The 22,599-nt window shown below is 67.1% G+C and carries 20 protein-coding genes; 9 read left to right on the plus strand and 11 right to left on the minus strand.

From position 1 onward, the window contains the following. Window positions 1-18: 18 nt before the first annotated feature. From J2S76_RS09580 to J2S76_RS09595, 4 genes are read right to left on the minus strand one after another with little or no spacing between them, the layout of a single operon-like run. Window positions 19-1,257: an aminotransferase class III-fold pyridoxal phosphate-dependent enzyme gene (locus J2S76_RS09580; RefSeq protein ID WP_307059849.1), complete on the minus strand. Its 1,239-nt coding sequence runs from the start codon at window positions 1,255-1,257 to the stop codon at window positions 19-21. After that, the gene (locus tag J2S76_RS09585; RefSeq protein ID WP_307059851.1) at window positions 1,254-3,365 is read right to left on the minus strand and encodes an ABC transporter permease; all 2,112 of its coding nucleotides are present in this window, start codon (window positions 3,363-3,365) and stop codon (window positions 1,254-1,256) included. The genes J2S76_RS09580 and J2S76_RS09585 overlap by 4 nt, the downstream gene beginning before the upstream one ends. Next, complete coding sequence (locus tag J2S76_RS09590; RefSeq protein ID WP_307059853.1) at window positions 3,362-4,462, minus strand: ABC transporter ATP-binding protein; 1,101 nt, start codon at window positions 4,460-4,462, stop codon at window positions 3,362-3,364. The genes J2S76_RS09585 and J2S76_RS09590 overlap by 4 nt, the downstream gene beginning before the upstream one ends. Beyond that, entirely contained in the window at window positions 4,459-5,418 is a 960-nt protein-coding gene (locus J2S76_RS09595; protein ID WP_307059855.1) for an extracellular solute-binding protein, read from the minus strand. The genes J2S76_RS09590 and J2S76_RS09595 overlap by 4 nt, the downstream gene beginning before the upstream one ends. Before the next feature lie 114 nt (window positions 5,419-5,532). On the opposite strand from J2S76_RS09595, the gene J2S76_RS09600 reads away from it, so the two are divergent. Beyond that, on the plus strand, window positions 5,533-6,432 hold the full coding sequence (locus J2S76_RS09600; RefSeq protein ID WP_307059857.1) for a LysR family transcriptional regulator: 900 nt from the start codon (window positions 5,533-5,535) through the stop codon (window positions 6,430-6,432). A 123-nt stretch (window positions 6,433-6,555) separates the two neighbouring features. Here J2S76_RS09600 and J2S76_RS09605 read toward each other — a convergent pair whose 3' ends face one another. Beyond that, window positions 6,556-6,810, minus strand: a complete 255-nt coding sequence (locus J2S76_RS09605; RefSeq protein ID WP_307059859.1) for a DUF2188 domain-containing protein — start codon at window positions 6,808-6,810, stop codon at window positions 6,556-6,558. 117 nt (window positions 6,811-6,927) lie between these two features. Beyond that, complete coding sequence (locus tag J2S76_RS09610) at window positions 6,928-7,851, minus strand: hypothetical protein (protein ID WP_307059861.1); 924 nt, start codon at window positions 7,849-7,851, stop codon at window positions 6,928-6,930. A 308-nt stretch (window positions 7,852-8,159) separates the two neighbouring features. Between J2S76_RS09610 and J2S76_RS09615 the strand changes: the two genes are divergently transcribed. From J2S76_RS09615 to J2S76_RS09630, 4 genes are read left to right on the plus strand one after another with little or no spacing between them, the layout of a single operon-like run. After that, complete coding sequence (locus J2S76_RS09615; protein WP_307059863.1) at window positions 8,160-9,104, plus strand: metal ABC transporter substrate-binding protein; 945 nt, start codon at window positions 8,160-8,162, stop codon at window positions 9,102-9,104. Next, complete coding sequence (locus J2S76_RS09620; protein WP_307059864.1) at window positions 9,101-9,988, plus strand: manganese/iron ABC transporter ATP-binding protein; 888 nt, start codon at window positions 9,101-9,103, stop codon at window positions 9,986-9,988. Before J2S76_RS09615 ends, J2S76_RS09620 begins: the two co-directional genes overlap by 4 nt. Window positions 9,989-10,023: 35 nt before the next feature. Next, a complete protein-coding gene (locus J2S76_RS09625; protein ID WP_370874728.1) occupies window positions 10,024-10,848 on the plus strand; it encodes a metal ABC transporter permease in 825 nt (274 codons plus the stop codon). After that, the gene (locus tag J2S76_RS09630) at window positions 10,845-11,690 is read left to right on the plus strand and encodes a metal ABC transporter permease (RefSeq protein WP_307059867.1); all 846 of its coding nucleotides are present in this window, start codon (window positions 10,845-10,847) and stop codon (window positions 11,688-11,690) included. Before J2S76_RS09625 ends, J2S76_RS09630 begins: the two co-directional genes overlap by 4 nt. A gap of 37 nt (window positions 11,691-11,727) precedes the next feature. Here J2S76_RS09630 and J2S76_RS09635 read toward each other — a convergent pair whose 3' ends face one another. The 4 genes from J2S76_RS09635 to J2S76_RS09650 all read right to left on the minus strand — a co-directional run bounded on the left by J2S76_RS09635 (window position 11,728) and on the right by J2S76_RS09650 (window position 18,200). Next, window positions 11,728-12,012, minus strand: a complete 285-nt coding sequence (locus J2S76_RS09635; RefSeq protein WP_307059869.1) for a hypothetical protein — start codon at window positions 12,010-12,012, stop codon at window positions 11,728-11,730. A gap of 124 nt (window positions 12,013-12,136) precedes the next feature. Further along, window positions 12,137-13,729, minus strand: coding sequence for an efflux transporter outer membrane subunit (locus J2S76_RS09640; RefSeq protein ID WP_307059871.1), 1,593 nt, complete (start codon window positions 13,727-13,729; stop codon window positions 12,137-12,139). Between the two features lie 46 nt (window positions 13,730-13,775). Further along, window positions 13,776-16,922, minus strand: coding sequence for an efflux RND transporter permease subunit (locus tag J2S76_RS09645; protein ID WP_307059873.1), 3,147 nt, complete (start codon window positions 16,920-16,922; stop codon window positions 13,776-13,778). A 9-nt stretch (window positions 16,923-16,931) separates the two neighbouring features. Next, entirely contained in the window at window positions 16,932-18,200 is a 1,269-nt protein-coding gene (locus tag J2S76_RS09650; protein ID WP_307059875.1) for an efflux RND transporter periplasmic adaptor subunit, read from the minus strand. A gap of 201 nt (window positions 18,201-18,401) precedes the next feature. Here J2S76_RS09650 and J2S76_RS09655 point away from each other — a divergent pair, with 201 nt between their 5' ends. Then, window positions 18,402-19,010 carry a TetR/AcrR family transcriptional regulator gene (locus tag J2S76_RS09655; protein WP_307059877.1) on the plus strand — a complete coding sequence of 203 codons (609 nt, stop codon included), beginning with the start codon at window positions 18,402-18,404 and terminating at the stop codon, window positions 19,008-19,010. On the opposite strand, the gene J2S76_RS09660 is transcribed toward J2S76_RS09655, so the two are convergent. Further along, window positions 19,002-19,922 carry a hydrogen peroxide-inducible genes activator gene (locus J2S76_RS09660; RefSeq protein ID WP_307059878.1) on the minus strand — a complete coding sequence of 307 codons (921 nt, stop codon included), beginning with the start codon at window positions 19,920-19,922 and terminating at the stop codon, window positions 19,002-19,004. The two genes, J2S76_RS09655 and J2S76_RS09660, sit on opposite strands and share 9 nt — an antisense overlap. A gap of 93 nt (window positions 19,923-20,015) precedes the next feature. Between J2S76_RS09660 and J2S76_RS09665 the strand changes: the two genes are divergently transcribed. From J2S76_RS09665 to J2S76_RS09675, 3 genes are all read left to right on the plus strand, one after another. Continuing rightward, complete coding sequence (locus J2S76_RS09665) at window positions 20,016-20,252, plus strand: hypothetical protein (RefSeq protein ID WP_307059880.1); 237 nt, start codon at window positions 20,016-20,018, stop codon at window positions 20,250-20,252. Between the two features lie 186 nt (window positions 20,253-20,438). Continuing rightward, window positions 20,439-21,425 (plus strand): TerC family protein, encoded by a 987-nt coding sequence (locus tag J2S76_RS09670; protein WP_307059882.1) that lies wholly within the window; start codon window positions 20,439-20,441, stop codon window positions 21,423-21,425. A 127-nt stretch (window positions 21,426-21,552) separates the two neighbouring features. Then, window positions 21,553-22,548: a sodium-dependent bicarbonate transport family permease gene (locus tag J2S76_RS09675; protein ID WP_307059884.1), complete on the plus strand. Its 996-nt coding sequence runs from the start codon at window positions 21,553-21,555 to the stop codon at window positions 22,546-22,548. The last annotated feature ends 51 nt before the right edge of the window (window positions 22,549-22,599 follow it).

Below are 22,599 nucleotides of genomic sequence, written 5' to 3' on the forward strand. Positions count from 1 at the left end.
GGCCGATGGGGCGGCCGGCTAGAGCCCCTGCCCCATCGCCTCGATCCGCGCCAGCACCTCGACGATTTCCTCATCGGTCACGGTGAGCGGCAGGGACAGGCCGATCGCGCTGTCGCCCTTGGCGGTGGTGGAAAGCCCGTGCGCGAAGGCGCTCGCCACCAGATGCGCGGCGAAATCCGCGCCGGGCTGGCGCTCGCAACGGGCTGCGTCGAACGCGACCGCCAGCAGCAGCCCCAGCCCACGCGCCCCGATCACGCACGGCACGCGGGCCGCGATAGTGGCCACGCCGTCCTTCAGTTTCCGGCCCGCCTCGTCGGCGCGGGCCACCAGATCGTCGCGGGCGATGATGTCCAGCGCCGTCAGCGCCGCCCGGGTGGTGAGCGGGTTCTTCTCATGGGTGTAGTGGCCGAGTTCCAGCTCCGGCGCGGTGTTGAGCCGTGCATCGGCGATCACCGCGGCGATCGGCACCAGGCCGCCGCCCAGCGCCTTGCCCAGAACCACCGCATCCGGCAGCGCGCCGAAATGCTCGAAGGCGAAGAACCGCCCGGTCTTGCCCAGCCCGGAGGGTATTTCGTCAAAGATCAGCTTGGTGCCATAGGCGTCGCACAAGGCCCGGATGCGCGGCCACAGATCGACCGGGGGCACATGGCAGTTCGAGCGCATGGGCTCAGCGATCACCGCCGCGATCCGCCGGGTGGCGAGTAGCCCGGCCACCTCCTCCAGCATCCGCGCCGGCCCGTCCTCGCCCGCCCAATAGGGGGTGACGTGACGGCGCCCCGGCAGGAAGGTGCCGAGGCGCGGGTCCGGCGCTGCCGAAGAAAGGCCGAAGGCGCCGAAGCCATGGCCGTGATAGGAGCCTTCCAAGGAGACCGTCTCATGCCGGCCAGTGGCCACCCGGGCGAGCTTGAGCGCGATCTCGATGGCGTCGGAGCCGCCGGTGGCGAACAGCACCCGCGCCGGCGCCCCCGGCCAGCGCGCCAGCAGCGCCTCCGCCAATGCCACGGCCGGCTCATTGGTGAAGCGGCGGGGGGTGAAGGCCAGCTCATCGAGCTGCCGCTTCAGCGCCGCCACGATCTCCGGATGGCCGTGGCCGAGATGGTGCACGGTGTTGCCGTGCAGATCGATGAAGCGGCGGCCGGCCATGTCTTCCAGCCATAGCCCCTGCGCGACGCGCAAGGCGCCGATGCAGGGGCTGGAGCCGTGCTGATGGAAGAAGGAAGCCGCGTCGCGGGCGACGAGGGCGTCGGGATCGGTCATGGCGTCACCAAAGCGGGGTCGATCGGCCGGGCACGCGGCGCGGCGCGGCGCAGGCCAGGCTTGCGGTTCTCAACGAGCCACACCAGCCCCATGGCGGCAAGCGCAAAGCCGAGCAAAGCCAGGCTCTTGGCGGCGGCGTAGCCATAATCGCCCGACGTGGCGTGATTGAAGATCGCCACCGAGGCCAGCTTGTGATTGCCGGAAACGAGGAAGATCACCGAGGACAGCGTGGTCAGCCCGTCGATGAACACATAGAGCATGCCCAGCAGCAGCGCCGGCCGCAGCATGGGCAGCGTTACCCGGAAGAAGCGGGCGATCAGCCCGGCGCCCAGGCTCTCCGCGGCCTCGTCCACCGATCGGTCGAGCCGCTGTAGCGCCGCGCGGGCGGCAAGCACGCCGACGAACAGGTTGGAGAACAGGATGTTGATCACCAGGATCGCCGAGGTCCCCGTCAGGGAGAGCGCAGGGATGCCGAACGGCACATTGAAGGCGACGATATAGCCGATGCCGAAGACGATGCCGGGCAGGATCGCCGGCACAAGCGCCAGGAACATGATGAGGTGGGCGCCGGGCGGGCGCAGGCGCTCCACCACATAGGCGATGATAACCGCGAACAGCCCCCCAATCGGCCCGGCAATGCCGGCGAGGCGCACACTGTCCCACACCAGTCCGAGCCCGCGTTCGGAGGAGCCATAGCCGGAACCCGCCAGCCCGACATCGACCCCGGCGCCGGTGAAATAGCCGAGCGTGAGGCTCCAGTCGGTGCCCCAGACGCGGGTGACGGCACCCAGCGCCATGGTGCCGTAGACCGCGAAGATCAGCCCCGCCACCACGCCGGCCGTGAGGGTAAGCCCGGCGCGGACCATCGCCGGCACCGGAAGTTCGGCGCGCGCACCGGCGGTGCCGGCATAGGATTTGCGCCGGCCGAACGCTTCCAGCGCGAGATAGAGCAGCAGAGAGGGGATCAGCAGCCACATGCACAGCGCCGCTGCCAGCGGCGTGTTGCGATAGGCGGTGATCTCGTCATAGACCACGCCGGCCAGCACCGGCGTATCGCGGCCGAGCACCATCGGGTTGCCGAAATCGGTCAGGCTCAGGATGAACACCAGCACCACGGCACGCTTGATGCCCGGCCAAGCCATGGGCAACGTCACTTGCAGGAAGCTGCGCAGCGGCCCGGCGCCGAGCCCGGCAGCGGCCTCATCGATGCGGCCATCCTGCCTGCGCAGGCTGTTGTCGAACACGATCAGCGCGGCGGGTACGAAAGACAGAGTCTGCGCCAGTACCACACCGAACAGGCCGTAGAGATTGGTCTGGTCGGCGTCGATCAGGCCAAGCCAATCGTCGAGCAAGGTGTGCGTCACCAGCCCGCGCCGGCCGAACAGCATGATGGTGGCGGTGGCGATCAGCACCGGTGGTGCCACCAGCGGCATCAGCAGCACCACGCGGGTGAGCGAGGGCCACGGGATGGCGCCGGCATTGATGCCATAGGCGAGCGCGAAGGCCAGAGTGACGGTGAACGCCACCGAGAGCGCCGCCAGCATGAGGCTGTTCAGCGCCGCCGCGCGCAGATAAGGCTCCTCGAACACTTTGAGATAATGGTCGAGGCCCCAGCGATCATTGGCGCCGTTGCGCAGGGCGTCGAAGCCCTCGGGGCCAAGCGCCTCCTTCACCTTGAAGGCCAGCGCGGTGCGCTTGTGCAGCATGATATGGGCGAGGACGACATTGTCCTCCACCGACGCGCGCTCCGCCTTGGGCATGGCGTTGAGCGCGGCCGCCATCGCCGCGCTCTGCTCGGAATAGGCGGCCTTGCGGTCCCAGGTCACCGCGGCACCGGCAAGCGTGAAGGCGGCGGCGGTGGCTTCCACCTGCTCGGCCTCGGTGGCGCTGGCCGTCCAGCGCTGCACCAGCGCCTCGCGCTCCCCGGCCGGCACGGCGTCGAGGGCGGCCGATGTCACCGCCTTCAGCGTGGCCGGCGGCATCGGGCCGGAAATAACGAAGCTCTCCACCAGCACCGCGCCGATCGGGTAGGCGATGAACAGCGCCAGAACCAGCGCCACCAGGGCGCTGATGAGCAGGCCCGGCAGAGAGCGCAGCGACAATGTCATGACGCAGGCTCAGGACCGACGAGAGCGGCGCGCAGCGGGTCGGGCCGCAGCCAGGCCACCGTGCCGCGCCGCCATTGCCCGCCGGCTTCGAAGGAGGGACGGTCGGCGATGACGGCGCGGCCGGAGGCGAGGCGAAGGGTCAGCCGCACATGCGCGCCGAGAAAAGTGACGCTTTCCACCGTCGCCGGAATGCCGCCGCCATCGGTGGCGAGCCCGACATGTTCGGGCCGGTAGACCACTGTGAGCGCCGCGCCCGGCGCCATGCCGGCGGGCAGCGCCAGCGGCCAGACCACACCCTCGGCCTCGATGCCTCCCGCCACCGCCCGCCCCTCGATCAGGTTGGAGAGGCCGATGAACCCAGCGACGAAGCGGGTCGCCGGGCGGTGATAGACATCCGCCGGGCTGCCGATCTGCTCGATTCGCCCGTGCCGCATCACCGCCACCCGGTCGGAAAGCGCCAGCGCCTCCTCCTGGTCATGGGTGACATAGAGCGTGGTGATGCCGAGCCGGTCGACCAGCGCGCGCAATTCCCCCCGCAGTTTCACCCGGATGCGGGCGTCGAGCGCCGACATCGGCTCGTCGAGCAGCAACACCTCGGGGTCCGAGGCCAGCGCCCGCGCCAGCGCGACGCGCTGCTGCTGGCCGCCGGAAAGCTCGTGCGGGTAGCGCTCCAAAAGTGCGTCGATTTCGACGAGGTGTGCCAGTTCCTCGATGCGGCGCGCGCGGGCGGCACGCGGGCCGGCGAGCGCGAAGCCGATATTCTGCGCCACCGTCTTGGTGGGGAACAGCGCATAGGACTGGAACACGAAGCCCATGCGGCGCCGGGCCGGGGCCATGTGGGTCACATCCTCGCCCTCGCGCAGCACCTGCCCGGCATCCGGGCGGGCAAAGCCGGCGATGATGCGCAGCAGCGTGGTCTTGCCGCAGCCGGAATCGCCCAGCAGCGTGACGAACTCGCCTTTGGCGAGATCGAAGGACACCGCGTCCACCGCGCGATGGCGCTCATAGGCCTTGCTCACCGCCCGCACGGCCAGATGCGGCCGACTCTCCTGCGGAGCCGGCCGCGCCGGGGCGCGCGTGAAGGAGGCGTCGTTCACTGCTTCAGGATGCGGCTGGCGAAGTCGCGGCGGAAGGCCGCGATATCGACCGGGCGACGCATCTGCCACAGCGTGATCTCATTGAGATCCACCAGCCCGTGGCCGGGAACGGCGGTGGCGCCGACGACCTTGCCGAGAACCTGCGCCGCCTCTTCGCTCGCCATGAAGTCGAGGAAGATCTTGCCCTCCGCCGGGTTCGGCCCGCCGGCGACGAGGCCGCCGCCTTCCGAGACGTTCGGGGTGATGCGGCCATAGACGATTTCCACCGGCTTGCCGGAGGATTTGGTCTCGAAGCAGGTGGTGTCGAAGGTGAGGCCGATGGCGACCTCGCCCGCGCCCGCCAGCGCCGCACCGCCCGAGCCGCCGTCGGAATATTGGTAGACGTTCTCGTTCAGGTTCTCGACGAAGGGCCAGCCGAAGGCGTCGACGAAGGTGGTGAGGATCGCCCCGCCCGTGCCGGACTTCAGCGGCGAGGGCAGCGCGATCTCCTTGGCATAGACCGGCTTGATCAGGTCTTCCCAGGTGGTCGGCATGGGCAGCTTCTTCTGCGCCAGGCGGTCCTTGTTCACCACCATGCACATCGTCGTGGCGAAGTACTTGCTGTAGAAATCGTCCGGGTCGCGGAAGGCCGGGGCGATCTTGCTGTCCTTGGGCGCGTAGGGCTCGAACACGCCGGCCTGCTTCAGCTGTTCCAGCGCGACATTGTTGACGAGGTAGACCACATCCGCCTGCGGCTTGCCCTTCTCGGCAATCGCGCGCTCGGTGATCGGGCCGGTCGAGCCGGAAACGAATTTCACCTCGATCTCCGGATGCACCTTCTTGAAGGCGGCGACCAGCGCGGTGTTGACGCTGTCTGAGGCGTTATAGAGCACGACTTCCCGGGCAAGGGAGGGGGCCGCGCCGAGCGTGGCGAGGGCCGTGGCAAGGCCGAGGGCTTTCAGCGTATCGAAGAACATCGGGGTCTCCGCAGCAGGGGGGAACGAGGCCGTGATATAAGTGTCGCTAAAGTGTGTGACGTCTGAATGAAGTCACACTTATGGCCTGAGACTCCCTCGCCGAGACCGATCACCATGAACTTCGCCCAGCTGCGCGCCTTCCAGGCCATCGCCACCCACCGCACCTTCTCGGAGGCGGCGCAGGCACTGGGGGTGAGCCAGCCAGCCATCACCCAGCATGTGAAGGCGCTGGAGGAGGCGGTCGGCGCACGGCTTTTCCTGCGCACCGGAGCGGGCATCGAGCTGACCCCCGATGCGCGCGACCTGCTGCCCCGGGTGCGGCAGGTGATGCTGATGCTCGACGACATCGGCGCCCGCATGGATGAGGGCCGCACGCTCAATGCCGGCTATCTCGCGCTGGGCCTGTGCGCGCCCTATGTGGCGATGCCGATCCTCGAGCGTTTCACGGCGCTGCATCCCGGCATAAGGCTCGATGTGCGGCTGGAGAATTCCAGCGTCCTGCTCGACCTCGTCGCCCAGCAACGGGTGGATGTCGCCATCGCCACGCTGGAGGCGCCGCATCCGGATTTCGCCTGCGACCGCCTGCTCTCCCAGGAGGTTCTGCTGCTGGTGCATGACGGCCATCCCTGGTGGGGACGGGACAAGGTCGACCTCGCGGACGTGACGCACCAGCGCCTTGTGCTGCGCGAGGCCGGATCGATGACGCGGCATCTGTTCGAGGCGGCGCTGGCCAGGCGCGGCCTCGCGATCGCGCCGCATCTGGTGCTCGGCAGCCGCGAGGCGGTGAAGGAGGCGGTGGCGGCGAAGATCGGCCTTGGCATCGTGCTGAATCGCGAGCTCGGCTGCGATCCGCGCCTTCATGCCGTCGTCATCGAAGGGGCGCCGGCGCGGGCCGACGAATATCTCGTCACCCGTCGGGAGATCCGTCCGCTCGGCGCGGTGGCCGCCTTCGCTGCTGTGGCCAGCGCGGTGTTCGCCACGCTTGGCGGCGCGCCTGCCGATCAATCCACTTAAAGAGGAGACATCGTCTTTGTACCGTTAGCGCCAGAACGCCTAATGCGCGCGACGGCGAGCGCGACGTGGCGGGGCTCGTGCGCTCCGGCCGCGCGGCACGCCCAGCGCCGACCGTGCACCGCGTCAGCGGCCCCTTGCGGGATCCTCGATCTCGACCTCCGGCCGGTCGACGCCCTGCGCCACTTCCTCATGCCACCGGCCGCTCTTGTCCTGATAGGCGATGGGCCGGGTCTCGCCGGAAATCGACTGCCGCGCCGCGGCGTCGCGGGCGGCGGCGAGCGCAGATTCATGGGTGGGATGGGTTTCCGAGAACACGTCGCCGAGCTTGTAGGCCCAGCCGCCGTCATGTTCGACGATCTCGTAGCGAATATGGCTCATGGTAGTTCCTCCCGCTGCTTAACCGTCGTGCCTGCGTGGCGGTTCCGGTGCCCCGCCGGCGCACTACAGCACAGACGACGCACGCCCGCTTGCCGTTTGCCACGGTTGGCGCCGGCGTCAATTCGGAAAGCGCAGCACATGCCGGAGCCGTTCGAAATCATCGACGGAAAACTCACGTTCGATCGCACGGATACAGCGGCGATCATAGGAATCATTCAGGTTCCAGGGAATGAACCGCACGCCGGCCGAGCGGAGTTTACTGTCGATGATCTCCATGGGATCGAGCCAGGAGCCCCAGACTGACGTTGCATAGGCGGATGGGGCCACAGTGCCATCGTCGAAGGTGACGTTGTAGATCATCTTGTCGCTAGTGCGACCCTTTCGCGAATAATGGCTGCACCCCGTCTCGACCGAGGTCGCCGACGCCCAGGGGTGCAGGCGCGGCGTGTTCCAGGGCAGCAGCGGCGAGACGTAATAGCCTTCCGGCGTGAACACCTCGAACGCCCGCGCCTGCACCATCGCCAACGGGATACTCATCGCGAATAGCAGAGCGGCTGCGCCCGTCAGAAGCCACGCCGGCATAAACACGAAACGGCGCACATAGCGCGCGGGGTCGGTCTCCGTCGCCAGCCGCGCCATCATCCGGCCCAGCAGCCAACGGGTGAACCAGTTCTGCTTTGGCGCGGCGACATCCTTGACAAAATCAGTGACCTGCCAGTTGGGCGACGAGAGGGTGGTAAATATCGCGAGCGAGATGGAAAGCAAGAAAGCGCCGGGCATGCTAACGAATATAGGAGCAAAAAAATCATAGTTGTAAAGCACCCCATTCATATTCTTAGAAATAATCAATACATTGGGTCTATTTATATTTTCAATATAAGAATATAGAAAAATTGTTAATGTAAATAGTATTGCCATAAAAAATACAGACGCGAATGCAACAATCATATCGTACGAACCGATAAGGCTGCACTTCGAGACATATGCGATGACAGATGAGGGCACCCCCTCCCGCTCCAGCCTTTCCCTGATCTCTTCCATTCGGCTTCCGTCCACAGGCGCCTCCCCGCCGCTGAACCGACATTCGACGGCCGGGGCATCCGGGGCCGCCAGCGGGCATGGCTGCGACGCGCGCCGCAGCGCCCCTTCCACGAGAGGTGCGGCGGAGCGCAACGCCCGATGGATGTAAGCCGCCAGTCGTCCTTTCGTCCATTTCCCTGAGCGCATCCCCGCCGAACGACACCGGCCCGCAGCAGGATGACCTTTTCTTGATGCAACTCGTTTGCAGTTGCATAAGCGTCGGCTTGGCGTAGACTGCTTCTGCAACTCATTCGCAAAAGGGGGCTGGCATGTGGAGACAATCGAGACGCGCAATCCTGACCAGTCTTCTGGTCGCCGGCCTGGCTGGGCTCGCCGGGGCGCCCGCTGCGCTGGCGCAGGAGAGTGCGCCACAGGGAACGCCGCCGAAATTCAAGGCGGTGACGACGTTCACCGTCATCGCCGACATGGCGCGCAACGTGGCGGGTGACGCGGCGGTGGTGGAATCGATCACCAAGCCCGGCGCGGAGATCCACAATTACGCCCCGACCCCGGGCGACATACAGCGCGCCCAGGGAGCGCAGCTGATCCTCTGGAACGGGCTGAACCTCGAACTCTGGTTCGAGAAGTTTTTCCAGAACCTCAAGGATGTCCCCAGCGTCGTCGTCAGCGACGGCGTCACGCCGATGAGCATTGCCGACGGCCCCTATCGCGGCAAGCCGAACCCACACGCCTGGATGTCGCCAGCCAACGCGCTGATCTATATCGACAACATCCGTGACGCCTTCGTGAAATACGACCCCGCCAACGCCGCGACCTATGAGGCCAACGCCGCGGCCTACAAGGCGAAGCTGGAGGCGTCGGTAGCGCCGATCCGCGCCGAGCTGGAGACGATCCCCGCTGACAAGCGCTGGCTGGTGACGAGCGAAGGCGCCTTCTCCTATCTCGCCCGCGACTATGGCCTGAAGGAACTCTATCTCTGGCCGATCAACGCCGACCAGCAGGGCACGCCGCAGCAGGTGCGCAAGGTGATCGACGCTGTGCGCAAGAACGGCGTCCCCGCCGTGTTCAGCGAAAGCACGGTTTCCGACAAGCCCGCGCGGCAGGTGGCGCGGGAGACGGGTGCGCTCTATGGCGGCGTGCTCTATGTCGATTCGCTCAGCGAGGCCGACGGCCCCGTGCCGACCTATATCGACCTGCTGCGCGTGACTTCCGGCACGCTCACCAAGGGCCTGTCGCAGGGGCTGTCACAGTGAACGCGCCCTCGCCTGTCCTGTCGGCGACCGGGCTTTCGGTGCGCGGCCTGACCGTGACCTATCGCAACGGCCACACCGCCCTGCGCGATGCCAGCTTCGCCATTCCGCTGGGCACCATCACGGCCCTTGTCGGGGTGAACGGCTCGGGAAAATCCACCCTGTTCAAGGCGATCATGGGCTTCGTGCGCCCGGCAGCGGGGGAGATCAGCATTCTCGGCGGCACCGTGCCCGAGGCGCTGCGGCAGAACCTCGTCGCCTATGTCCCGCAGAACGAGGAGGTCGACTGGAACTTTCCGGTGCTGGTCGAGGATGTGGTGATGATGGGCCGCTACGGCCATATGGGATTCATGCGCATCCCCCGCGCCGCCGACCGGCAGGCGGTGACGCAGGCGCTGGGTCGCGTCGGGATGAACGACTTCCGCACCCGGCAGATAGGCGAACTCTCCGGCGGGCAGAAGAAGCGCGTCTTCCTGGCCCGCGCGCTGGCGCAGGATGCGCGGGTGATACTGCTCGACGAGCCGTTCACCGGCGTCGACGTGCAGACCGAGCAGGCGATCGTCGCGCTGCTGCGGTCGCTGCGCGACGAGGGCCGGGTGATGCTCGTCTCCACCCATAATCTCGGCAGCGTGCCGGAATTCTGCGATCGCACCGTGCTGGTGAAGGGCACCGTCCTCGCCCATGGCCCGACCGCCGAGACCTTCACCGAGGCCAATCTGGAAAAGACTTTCGGCGGCGTGCTGCGCCATTTCGTGCTGGGCGGCGCCGGGCTGCACGCCGATGACGACCGCCGCCAGATTTCGGTGCTGACCGACGACGAGCGCCCGCTGGTGTTCTATGGCGAGAAGGGCGAATGCCCGCCCCAGACGCGGGAGAATACCCCGTGATCGACCTTCTGGCGGAGCCCTTCAGCTACGAATACATGCGCAACGCCATGTGGGTCTCGGCCCTGGTCGGCGCGGTCTGCGCGTTCCTGTCCTGCTATCTCATGCTCAAGGGCTGGTCGCTGATCGGCGATGCGCTGTCGCACGCCGTCGTGCCCGGCGTCGCCGGCGCCTATATGCTCGGCCTGCCCTATGCCGTGGGGGCCTTCTTCTCCGGCGGTCTGGCAGCCGCCGCCATGCTGTTTCTCAACCAGCGTACCCGGCTGCGGGAAGATGCCATCATCGGGCTGATCTTCTCCTCCTTCTTCGCTCTGGGGCTGTTCATGGTGTCGCTCTCGCCGACCTCGGTGAACATCCAGACCATCGTACTCGGCAACATCCTCACCATCACCCCCGAGGACACGCTGCAACTGGCGATCATCGGCGTGGTTTCCCTGGTGATCCTGCTGCTGAAATGGAAGGATCTGCTGGCGGTGTTCTTCGACGAAGCGCATGCCCGCTCGATCGGGCTGAAGCCGACGGCGCTGAAGATCATGTTCTTCACGCTGCTCTCGGCCTCGACCGTGGCGGCGCTGCAGACGGTGGGCGCCTTTCTCGTCATCTGCCTGGTGGTGACGCCCGGCGCCACCGCCTATCTCCTGAGCGACCGTTTCCCGCGCCTGCTGATGATCGCCGTCGCTATTGGCGCCGTAACGAGCTTTGTCGGCGCCTATGTCAGCTATTTCCTCGACGGCGCCACCGGCGGCATCATCGTGGTACTGCAGACGCTGATCTTCCTCGCCGCCTTCATCTTCGCCCCCAAGCACGGCATGCTGGCGGCCCGGCGGCGGGCGGCGCAGGCTCTCAAGGTCGAGGAGGCGTGACCATGGTCGAGACCCTGCTCGCGCCCTTCCAATTCCCCTTCATGGTCAACGCCCTCGTCATCTCCGCGCTGGTGGCGGTGCCGATGGCGCTGCTGTCCTGTTTCCTGGTGCTGAAGGGATGGTCGCTGATGGGCGACGCCATCTCGCACGCCGTTTTCCCCGGCGTGGTCCTCGCCTATATCGTCGGCCTGCCGCTGGCGGTCGGCGCCTTCGCCGCCGGCATGTTCTGCGCCGTGGCGACGGGATTCCTGAAGGACAACAGCCGGATCAAGCAGGACACGGTGATGGGCATCGTGTTCTCCGGCATGTTCGGCTTCGGACTGGTGCTCTACGTCAAGATCCAGTCCGAGGTGCATCTCGACCACATCCTGTTCGGCGACATGCTCGGCGTCGCCTGGCGCGACATCGGCGAGAGCGCGCTCATCGCCGCCATTGTCGCCGGCGTCATCGCGGTGAAGTGGAAGGATTTTCTGCTGCACGCCTTCGACCCCGCGCAGGCGCGCGTGGTCGGGCTACGGGTCGGACTGCTGCATTACGGCCTGCTGTGCCTGATCTCGCTCGCCATTGTCGGGGCGCTGAAGGCGGTGGGGCTGATCCTCGCCATCGCCATGCTGATCGCGCCGGGGGCGATCGCCTTCCTGGTGACGCGCACCTTCGGCGCCATGCTCGCGGCCTCGCTGGTCATTGGCGTCGGCGCGTCCCTTCTGGGCGTCTATCTCTCGTTCTTCCTCGACAGCGCGCCGGCCCCGACCATTGTGCTGGTGATGAGCGTGGTCTTCATTGCCGCCCTGCTGCGCTCGTCCCTGACGACCCTTCGGATCGAGGCGGGAGATGCCGGCTGAGCCCGGCCGGCTTCTTCAAACCCCTGCCGCAGCAAGGCTAAACCACGAGCATCAGCGCCAGCCAGACCAACGCCGCCGCCCGCGCGAACGCGCCCCATCCCGGCGCCTCATGCCCGGCGGACCGCCAGACCGAGACGGTGAACAGCACATTCAGCGGCAGCGGCAGAAGGAAGATCAGCGCCGCGAGCCAGACCGGAGCGCCGGCGACATGGGCGGCCAGCGCCGCCCCGCCGGTGATCAGATTGACCAGCGTGCCGACGATGAGCATGTTCCAGCAGAAGACGCGCGCCAGCGGCACCTCGCCCCGCCAATGACGTCTCACGAAATCCACCCTGCCACCTCGCGCTGACACATCGGCGCGCCGCCGGACTCCGGGCGCGTCGATGTGCCTTTACGGGAGGTTGCGCGAGAGCGCCACCGGCTCGGCTTCCCGCCCCGTCGCGCCGTCAGTGTGCGAAGGCCTCGGCGACGCCCTGGTTCTCCGGGTCACGCGGCTTGAGGCCGGCACGGTCGAACGAGACCAGGCGCGGGGCCATTTGCGTGTCGACCACCGCCGGTGTGCGGTCGTCCACCTTGCCGGTCCAGCCCCCGCCCAGCGCCTTATTGAGCGCGACATAGTCGGTGGCGATGGCCACCCGGCTGGCGAGAAGCGTGTCGTCGGCGGAATAGGCCGAGCGTTCCGCGACCAGCACGTCGAGGAAACTCGACGCCCCGCTCTGGTAGAGGGCGCGGGCGAGCTCAACGGCCTGCCGGTAGGACGCGGCGGAGGCGCTGAGGCTGCGATATTTGATGCGCTCCTGCTGAAGGGAGACGCTGGCATTCTCCACATCCTGCAGGGCGCTTAGAACAGCGGCGTGATAGGTGAGGAAATACTCGTCGCGCTGGGCCTGGGCGAAGTCCACCGCCGCCTTCAGCTGGCCGGCGTTGAAGATGGGGATGCTGACGCTCGGTCCGAAGCTCCAGCTGACCGACGAACTCTTGGCGAGATCGCCAACCTTGGCGGCCGAGGTCGTGACCTCGCCGACGAGGCTGACATCGGGGTAGCGCGCGGCCTCGGCCTGGCCGATCTTGGCGGTGTACTGGGCGTATTGGCGCTCGGCGAGGCGCACGTCGGGGCGCGAAAGCAGCACATTGGCCGGCACACCGCGCGGGATCGCCTTGACCGGCGTCGGGATCGGGGCGCTGCGCTTCATGGTCTCGTTGAGCGCGCTTGGCGGCTGGCCGAGCAGGATGGCAAGCTGGTGGACGGTCTGCTGGTAGCTTGATTCCAGTTCGGGAATATTGGCCTCGGTGCTCGCCGCCTGGCCTTCCGCATTGGCGACATCGACGGCGGAGGCCGAACCGGCCTGCAGCTTGGTGCGGGTCAGGCCGGCGGTCTCGCGCTGCGAGACGGCGGTGCGCCGGGCCAGCGCCGCCCGCGCCTGATAGCCGCGCGCCTCGACATAATAGGTCGCCACGTCGCCGATCAGGGTGAGCAGCGTGTTGCGCAACGTCTCCTCGGCGGCATCGAGCCCGTAGGTCGCCGCCTCCGCTGCGCGGCGGTTCTCGCCGAACAGGTCGAGCTCCCAACTGGCATTGGAGCCGAGGGTGAAGGTGTCGAACGGGCCGGAAACCGTGACATCGCCGCTACTGGAGACGTTGCTGCCATTGTCGGCCCGGCTGTAGCTGCCCGAGCCGGTGACGCTGGGCGCCAGCGCGCCCATCGCCTGCTGCCGGGTGGCGCGGGCCTGGCGCACCCGGGCCTTGGCGGTGGCGACGTCGAGATTACCGGCCACCGCCTCGTCGACCAGCCGGTTGAGCGTGGGATCGCCAAGCCGCTTCCACCAGTCCGCCAGTTCCGGCGGGCGATTCTCCGCCTCCTCGCCGGTGGTGGTGACGGACGGAGACGCCTTGCCCCAGCTGGCGGGCAGTTGGAAGCCGGGGGCGCGATAGTCGGGACCGACCGCGCAGCCGCCGAGCAGGGCGGCGACAAGGACCGCGCCGGCAAGGCGCGGTGCCGCGACGAGGAGGGAACGGCGCTTTATGGGCGGCAAGGACATCGGTTCACCTGACGAGCGAAGAAAGAGCGCGGCGGGGCTGCGGGGATCAGGCGGAAGGAACATCGCGCGCCTCCCCGGCCGGATCGGGCGCCGGCGCCGGAGCCTTGCCTGGGAACACCCGACGCACGGCGACGAAGAGCAGCGGCACGAAGAACACGCCGAGCACGGTGGCGGCGATCATGCCGCCCATCACACCGATGCCGATGGCGTTCTGCGCCCCCGAGCCGGCGCCGCTGGCGATGGCGAGCGGTGTCACGCCCAGAATGAAGGCGAAGGAGGTCATGAGGATCGGCCGCAGCCGCTGGCGCGCCGCGTCCAGCGTCGCCTCCACGAGGCTCATGCCATGCGCCTGCCGTTCAAGGGCGAATTCGACGATGAGGATAGCGTTCTTCGCCGCGAGGCCGATGGTGGTGAGCAGGCCGACCTTGAAGTAGACGTCGTTGGTCTGCCCGAACAAGGATGCCGCCAGCAAGGCACCGAAGATTCCGATCGGCACCGACAGCAGCACCGCGAACGGGATCGACCAGCTCTCATAGAGCGCAGCGAGGCAGAGGAAGATGACCAGCACGGAGATGGCGTAGAGCGCCGTCGCCTGGTTGGACGAGAGTCGCTCCTGATGCGACAGGCCGGTCCATTCATGGTCGTAGCCCGGCGGCAGCTTGGCCATGAGGTCATCGATCGCGTCCATCGCCACGCCGGAGGACACGCCCGGCGCCGCCTGGCCCTGGATTTCCACCGCCGAGGCGCCATTGAAGCGCTCCAGCCGGGGTGAGCCATAGGTCCAGCGGGTCGAGGCGAAGGAGGCGAAGGGCACCATGGTCCCGGCGGAATTGCGCACCTCCCATTTGGCGAGGTCTTCCGGCTGCATGCGGAAATGCGCCGCCGACTGGAGATAAACCTTCTTCACCCGCCCGCGGTCGAGGAAATCGTTGACATAGGCGCTGCCCCAGGCGGTGGAGAGCGTGTCGTTGATGTCGGCCAGCGACAGGCCGAGCGCGCTGGCCTTCTCCTGGTCGATGTCGACGACGAATTGCGGTTCGTCCTCCAGCCCGTTGGGGCGTGTGGCGGCAAGCTGCTTGTCCTGCGCCGCCATGCCGAGCAGCTGGTTGCGCGTCGCCATCAGCTTCTCGTGGCCGGCGCCGGTCATGTCCTGGAGATAGAAGCTGAAGCCGCCGGTATTGCCCATGCCCTGGATCGCCGGCGGGGTGAGGGTGAAGACCATGGCGTCGCGCATCTGCAGCGCGGCCATGGCCCGGCCCGCCACCGCACTCGCGGAGACCTCGGGTGTCTTGCGTTCGTCGAAGGCCTTCATCCGCACAAAGGCGATGCCGAGATTCTGCCCCTGACCGCTGAAGCCGAAGCCATTGATGGAGAACACCCCTTCCACCGCTTCCTTCTCATCGACGAGGAAGTGGGTGCGGACCGCGTCCAGCACCTTCTCGGTACGGTCGGCGGTGGCGCCGACGGGCAGCTGCACCATGGTGATAAGGATGCCCTGGTCCTCCTCCGGCAGGAACGAAGAGGGCAGCCGAACGAACATCCAGGCCATGCCCACCGCGATGGCGAGGAACACGATGAGGAAGCGCCCCGAGCGCGCCAGAATGCCGGCGGTTCCGCTGCGATAGGCATGGGTCGTGCGGTCGAAAGTGCGGTTGAACCAGCCGAAGAAGCCGCGGCTCTTGGCGTGCACCTTCGGCGGCTTGAGCAGGGTCGCGCACAGCGCCGGGGTGAGGATCAGCGCCACCAGCACCGAGAGCACCATCGCCGAAACGATGGTGACGGAGAACTGGCGATAGATCACTCCGACCGAGCCGCCGAAGAAGGCCATGGGAATGAACACGGCCGAGAGCACGGTGGCGATGCCGATCAGCGCGCCGGTGATCTCCCCCATCGACTTGCGCGTCGCCTCCTTCGGCGAGAGCCCTTCCTCCTCCATCACGCGCTCGACATTCTCGACCACGACGATGGCGTCATCGACCAGCAGGCCGATGGCCAGCACCATGGCGAACATGGTGAGCGTGTTCACTGAGTAGCCGAACAGCGCCAGCACGCCGAACGTGCCCAGCAGCACCACCGGCACGGCGAGCGAGGGGATCAGCGTCGCGCGGATATTCTGGAGGAAGATGAACATCACCACGAAGACGAGGAAAATCGCCTCGATGAGCGTGCGGACCACTTCCTCGATCGAAAGCCGGACGAAGGGCGTGGTGTCGTAGGGATAGACGACCTCGACGCCTTCCGGGAAGGTTGGCTTCATCCGCTCGATCGCGGCCTTGACCTTCTCCGCCGTATCAAGGGCGTTGGCGCCGGTCGCCAGATTGATGGCGAGGCCACCGGCCGGCTTGCCGTCATATTGCGAGGAGGTGGTGTAGGTTTCCGCCCCGAGTTCGACGGTGGCGACATCGTTGATGCGCACCAGCGAGCCGTCCGTCGTGCTCTTGAGGATGATGTTGCGGAACTGCTCGGGCGTCTGCAGCCGCGAGCGCGCCGTGACCGTGGCGTTGAGCTGCTGGCCCGGCCGCACCGGCAGGCCGCCAAGCTGGCCGGCGGAAACCTGCGTGTTCTGCGCCTGGATGGCGGCCGACACGTCGTCCGGGTTGAGCTGGTATTTTGATAGCTTCTCGGGGTCCAGCCAGATCCGCATGGCGTAGGAGGAGCCGAACAGCGTGGTCGAGCCGACCCCCTGGATGCGGCGCAGCGTGTCGTTAAGCGTGGAGTCGACGTAGTCCGACACATCGGTGGATGACATGCGCCCGTCGGTCGACACGAAGGCGATCACCATCAGGAAGCCATCGGAGGCCTTGTCGACGGAGATGCCGTTGGTCTGCACCACGCTCGGCAATTGCGGAGTGACGAGCTGCAGCTTGTTCTGCACCTGCATCTGCGCAATGTCGGGGTCGGCCGCATTGGTGAAGGTGAGCGTGATGGTGGCCTGACCGGTCGAGGTCGAGGTCGCCGACATGTAGTCGAGATTGTCGATGCCGGTCAGGCCCTGCTCGATGACCTTGGTCACCGAGTTCTCCACGGTCTGGGCATCGGCGCCGGGATAGGAGGCGGTGACGCTGACCGTCGGCGGCGCGATTTGCGGATATTGCGCGATGGGCAGGGTGTTCAGCGCGAGAACGCCGCCGAGCATGATCAGCAAAGAGATCACCCAGGCGAATACCGGGCGGTCGATGAAAAAACGGGACATGGACGCGCCTCAGTTCGACGTGGCGGTCGGGGAACCCGCGGAGGCGCCGGCCATTGCCTGACTGCCAGCGGAAACGGGCGCGATGCTCTGCTGGCCGCGGTCGCGCACTTCGCCGGTGGTCTCGTCCACCACAACGTCGACGGGTGTCACATCCTGACCGGGACGGGCGAACTGGCTGCCCTCGACGATGACGCGGTCGCCATCGGCGATACCGCTATCGACCAGCCAATTGTTACCGACACTGCGCGACACGACGAGCACGCGCTGCTCGACCTTGTTGTCGGCGTTGACGACAAGCGCCACCGGCTCGCCCTTGGTGTTGCGCGTCACGCCGCGCTGGGGGACGAGGAAGCTGTCGGGGGCGACGCCCTCCTCGATGAGGGCGCGCACATACATGCCGGGCAGCAGCAGCCGATCGGGATTGGGAAACTGCGCGCGCACGCCATAGGTGCCGGTGGTCGTATCGACATAGGCCGAGGTGAATTCCAGCGTGCCGGGATGGGCGTAGGTTTCGCCATTGTCGAGTTCAAGCCGCACCTGCACCCGGTCGCCGGAAATCTTGATCCGCCCGTCGCGGATCGCCTGGCGCAGGTTCAGCAGGTTGGTGCTGGACTGGGTCACGTCGACATTGATCGGGTCGAGTGTGCGGATGGTGGTAAGCGCCGTGTCCTGGCTCGCCGTAACCAGCGCCCCGGGGGTCAGGGTCGACTTGTCGATCCGCCCGCCGATCGGGGCGGTGATGCGGGTATAGTCGAGGTTGATGCGGGCCGTTTCGACATCCGCCTGTGCGGAGGCGACATCGGCCTTCGCCTGCGCCAGCGAGGCATTGGCGTCGTCGTAATCCTGCTTGCTGACCGCGTTCTGCTTGATGAGCCCCTGGTAGCGATCGACCTTGGACTGCGCGCTCGGCACCCCGGCCTGCGCCTTTTGCAGGGAAGCCGCCGCGCTGTCATAGGCCGCCTGATAGCTCGCCGGGTCGATCTGGTAGAGGGCATCACCCGCCTTGACCTCCGAGCCTTCCTCGAACAGCCGCGACTTGATGATCCCACCAACTTGCGGGCGCACCTCGGCGACGAGCGAGGCGGTGGTGCGGCCGGGCATCTCGGCGGTGATCGCCACCGACTGCGGACGCACCGTCACGACGCCGACCTGCGGGCGGCCCTGCGCGCCGGGGCCCTGCGGCTGGCCCGCCTCGCGGCCATCACAACCGACGAGCACGAGCAGCAGGGCAAGAGTGCCGGGAAGTAGCGCCGAACGCGCGGGGCGAAATGACGCCACAGTGAAAATCCCTATATAGAGTACCGATGCGTATCTATATTATCGGATGTCTTGATCTGTCAATTGGTGGACTCCGATGGTCCGCCAGGGCCCTGGAGGGGTAGTCGCGTGTCACAGGCTGAAAGTGAGGTGCGGTCGCCGCAGCGCCGCTCGCGGGGGCGACCGAAGACGGCGCCCGATTCCGCCCGGCGCAGGGACATCGTGGCTCAGGCTCTGCAGATCTTCCGCCAGCTCGGCTATGCGCGCATGACGACCGACACCGTCGCCGCCCGCTGCCAGATCTCCAAGACGACGCTCTACCGGCTGTTCCCCAGCAAGACCGCGCTCATGACGGCGATCATCGAGTCGCACATCGAGCGCATGGTCGACCTGCCCCGCGACGATGACCATCTGCCGCTGGCGCAGGCTCTAGACCTGATATTCTTCAACGAGATCGATGAAGAGGCCGATCGCGAGCGCTTCGCCTTCCTGCAGTTCCTCTTTCTGGAGGCGGCAGTAAACCCCGAACTCAAGGAGATTTCCGAAAAGTTCGGCCGCCATGCCGTGCTGGGGCGGCTTACCGACTGGATCGACCACCAGCACTCACTCGGCCGGATCGACGTACCAGATGCGCGCGATGCCGCCTCCATGCTGATGGACATGGTCGGGGGATCGATCGCGCTCACCCGCGACGGCCGGATGGAATGGCCCGGCAGCGCGCGGCGCCGCGCCTATGTGCGCGAGTGCATCCGGGTGTTTCTTGGCGGGGTGGCGACGCCGTCGACGCCCGCCGGCGACGCGCCCCAGAAGGGGGGCGTCCGCTCAGCGTGAAGCGAGGCCCAGCCCCGCGCAGGTGGCCTCGCTCTCGCGCGCCAGTTCCTCGAACTGCGCCGCGCGCCCATTGCCGGCGCGCCAGAAATAACCCATGTCGCGACTGGCCGGCCAACCATCGAGGGTGAGCAGCGCGATGTCGTCCTCCATCCGGAACTCCGAGCGGGCATAAAGCTCGGGGAACAGCGACATGCCCATGCCCATCACCACCATCTGGCGCAGCGCGTCGAGGCTGGTGCCTTCATAGTCCTCACGTATGTCGGCACCGCAGGCGGCGGCAAGCTCACGGGTCCGCTCGAACAGATGGTGCCCGCGTCCGAGCGTCAGCAGCCGCTCGCCCCGCAGCGCCTGCGGGTCGACATGACCGATGCTGGCGAGCGGATGGTCCTTGGGCACGCCGAGAAAGATCGTCTCGCGGCACAACCGCCGGAAGGTGACGGCATGGCCGGAATCCGGCGCCGGCCCCAATCCGCAGTCCAGCGCGCCGGCAACCACCTCGCGTAGGATCACCGCCGGGCGCTCCTCCTTGATGTAGATCTGCAGCGCCGGATAGCGCGCATGGAGGGGCGGTAGCAGATAGGGCAGGAAATAGGGTCCGAAGGTCGGCGCCACGCCCAGCCGGATCAGCCCGCCGAGATTGCGCGCCCCGCTCGCCGCCACCGCCACGATGTCGTCCAGCGTCAGCAGCACGGCCCGCGCCGCTTCGATCACCCGCCCCCCGATGGCGGTGGGCTGCACCCGGCCGGGCGTGCGGTCGAACAAGGTTGCGCCAAGCTGCGCCTCCAGCTGGGCGATCTGCACCGAGAGGGTCGGCTGCGAGACATGGCAGCGCCGCGCCGCCGCGCCGAAATGGCCGGTCTCGGCCAGGGCGACGGCATATTCGAGCTGGCGATGAGTCGGGCGGAAGGGCATGTCGATAGCTCCAATCTATCGATGATATTGAGACTATGCATTGGAACTATGATGGCGTCCACGCCATCTTGCCCTCATCGAAAGGAGGGTGACGTGGACCAGTTCCTCAAATCGCTGACCACCCGCAGCCAGATGCTGGATGTCGAACTCGCGGCCGAGCGCCGGCGCGAAAAGCCCGACGGCGAGCGCCTGATGGCGCTCAAGCGCATCAAGCGCCAGTTGCTGGCGCAGATCGAGTATCTCCGCCGCGAGGGCCGCGAGAGGGCCGAGGTGAGGGTCTCGCGTCGGCCAGGGCGCTTCACCGATCTGAGCCTCCCTTCGCTGCGCTAGCGCCGAGCTCCCGCCTTACCCCCTTCCAGCCGAGGCCCGGGTCCCTCTGACGGCAGCGCGCCGCCATGTCGGTCCTCCCCCTACCCACCTTCCCCAGCGAACGTCCGCACGGACGACCTGCGGCGCCTTCCCGGCGCCGTGGGCCGGCGTCGCTGCGCGCGCCGCGGAGGCTGAACCGAGGACCCCATGGACACATTGATCGCGCTTGTCACGGCCGACATCGTCGGCACGCCCGCCTGGCTCTGGCTGAGCTTCCTCGCCATCGTCTTCATCCTGCTCGCCTTCGATCTCGGCGTGCTGAACAAGGGCGACAAGGAACTCGGCATCGGCGAAAGCCTCCGGCTCTCGCTGTTCTATATTTTCGTCGCCATGCTGTTCGGCGGCTGGGTCTGGTACTCGCGCGGCGCCGATGCCAGCATGCAGTACTTCACCGGCTATGCGATCGAGAAGGCGCTCTCGATCGACAATGTCTTCGTCATCTCGCTGATCTTCAGCTACTTCGCCATTCCCCGCATCTACCAGTACCGCGCCCTTGTCTGGGGCATCATCGCGGTGCTGGTGCTGCGCGGCATCATGATCGGCGTCGGCGCCGCACTGGTGCAGGAATATGACTGGGTGCTGCTGCTGTTCGGCGCTTTCCTCGTCGCGACCGGCATCAAGATGCTGATCGTCAAGGAGGGCGAGCAGGACATCTCCAAGAACCCGGTGGTTCGCCTGCTCTCGCGGGTCTTGCGGGTGACACCGCAGCTGCACGGCCAGCGCTTCATCGTGCGCCAGCCGCACCCGGTGACGGGCAAGTTGGTGCTCTGGGTGACGCCGCTTTTCCTGGCTCTGGTCGTCATCAACATTGCCGACCTGGTCTTCGCGGTCGACTCGGTGCCGGCGATCTTCGCCATCACCACCGACACCTACATCGTCTTCACCGCCAACATCATGGCGATCCTCGGCCTGCGCGCGCTCTACTTCGCGCTCGCCGCCATGGTGCACCGTTTCGAGTACCTGAAATACGCCCTGGCGCTCGTACTGGTGTTCATCGGCGGCAAGATCTTCTGGAACTACTTCTACGGAAAGCTCGATCCGGCGGTCTCGCTCTCGGTCACTCTGGCGATGATCGCCGGTGGCGTCGTCTTCTCGCTGTGGAAGACCCGTAAGACCGGGCTTGGCGCCCACTGATCCCACGGCCGGCGCCACGGCGCCGGCCTTTCCCCTGAAGCCTTTGAGGGCCGGGCCGACCACCGCTGAGCGGTGTCGCGCCCGGCCCTCGCCTGTCCGCCACGTGCCATCCACCGAGGGAACCCCCATGTCGCTCGCCAGTGCCGCCCTGCTCTCGCCACCTGTCCTTTGTTTCGGCCTGGGGGCGCTCGCCTGCGCCCTGCGCAGCAATCTGCGCGTGCCGGCGCCGGTGTTCGAGGCGGTGTCGATCTATCTCCTCCTCGCCATCGGGCTGAAGGGCGGGGCGGAGCTGGCGGAAACGCGCTGGGCGGACTTCGCGGCGCCGGCGGGCGCGGCGCTGGCACTCGGCCTTTTCATCCCGCTCTGGTGCTTCGTGGCGCTGCGCCGGCTCGCCGGCTTCGGCGTGGCGGACGCCGCCTCGCTCGCCGCGCACTACGGCTCGGTCTCCGCCGTCACCTTCATCGCCGTGATCAGCTATCTCGAACGCGCTGGCACTCCCCATGAAGGCTTCATGACCGCCATATTGGCGCTGATGGAAGCCCCGGCGATCGTTGTCGCGCTGCTGCTGGCCCGCATGGTCAGGGATCGGGCACAGGGCCACGCGGGCACCAACGCGGCGGACAGCGCCCAGCCCTCGCTGGGTGCCGCCCTGCGCGAGGTGATCTCCTCCAAGAGTTTCGTGCTGCTGGTCGGCGGGCTCGCCATTGGCGGGGTGATCGGCAAGACCGGCATGGCCCCGGTGCAGCCCTTCTTCGGCGACCTGTTCCTCGGCTTCCTCTGCCTGTTCCTGCTCGAACTTGGCATCGTCGCGGCAGAGAAGGCGGACGAGGCTTGGAAGGCGGGCGGCCGGCTGCTGGCCTTCGCAATCGCCGCGCCGCTGGTCAATGGCGCGCTGGGACTTCTGGCCGGGGTTGCCGCCGGCCTGTCGGAAGGCGGAGCGATCGTGCTGGCGACGCTAGCGGCCAGCGCTTCCTACATCGCGGCGCCGGCAGCGGTCCGGCTCGCCCTGCCGCAGGCCAATGCCGCCTACGCGCTGGCGGCCTCCCTTGCCGTCACTTTTCCGCTGAATGTGGTGTTCGGCATCCCGCTCTATGCGGCGCTGGCGGGCCTGGTCTATCGCTGAGTGCGCCGTGCCTGCGGCATCCTGATCCGGTCCGCAGGGCGCGCCGTAAAA

The sequence above is a fragment of the Ancylobacter vacuolatus genome (assembly GCF_030813595.1).
GTDB lineage: Bacteria > Pseudomonadota > Alphaproteobacteria > Rhizobiales > Xanthobacteraceae > Ancylobacter > Ancylobacter vacuolatus.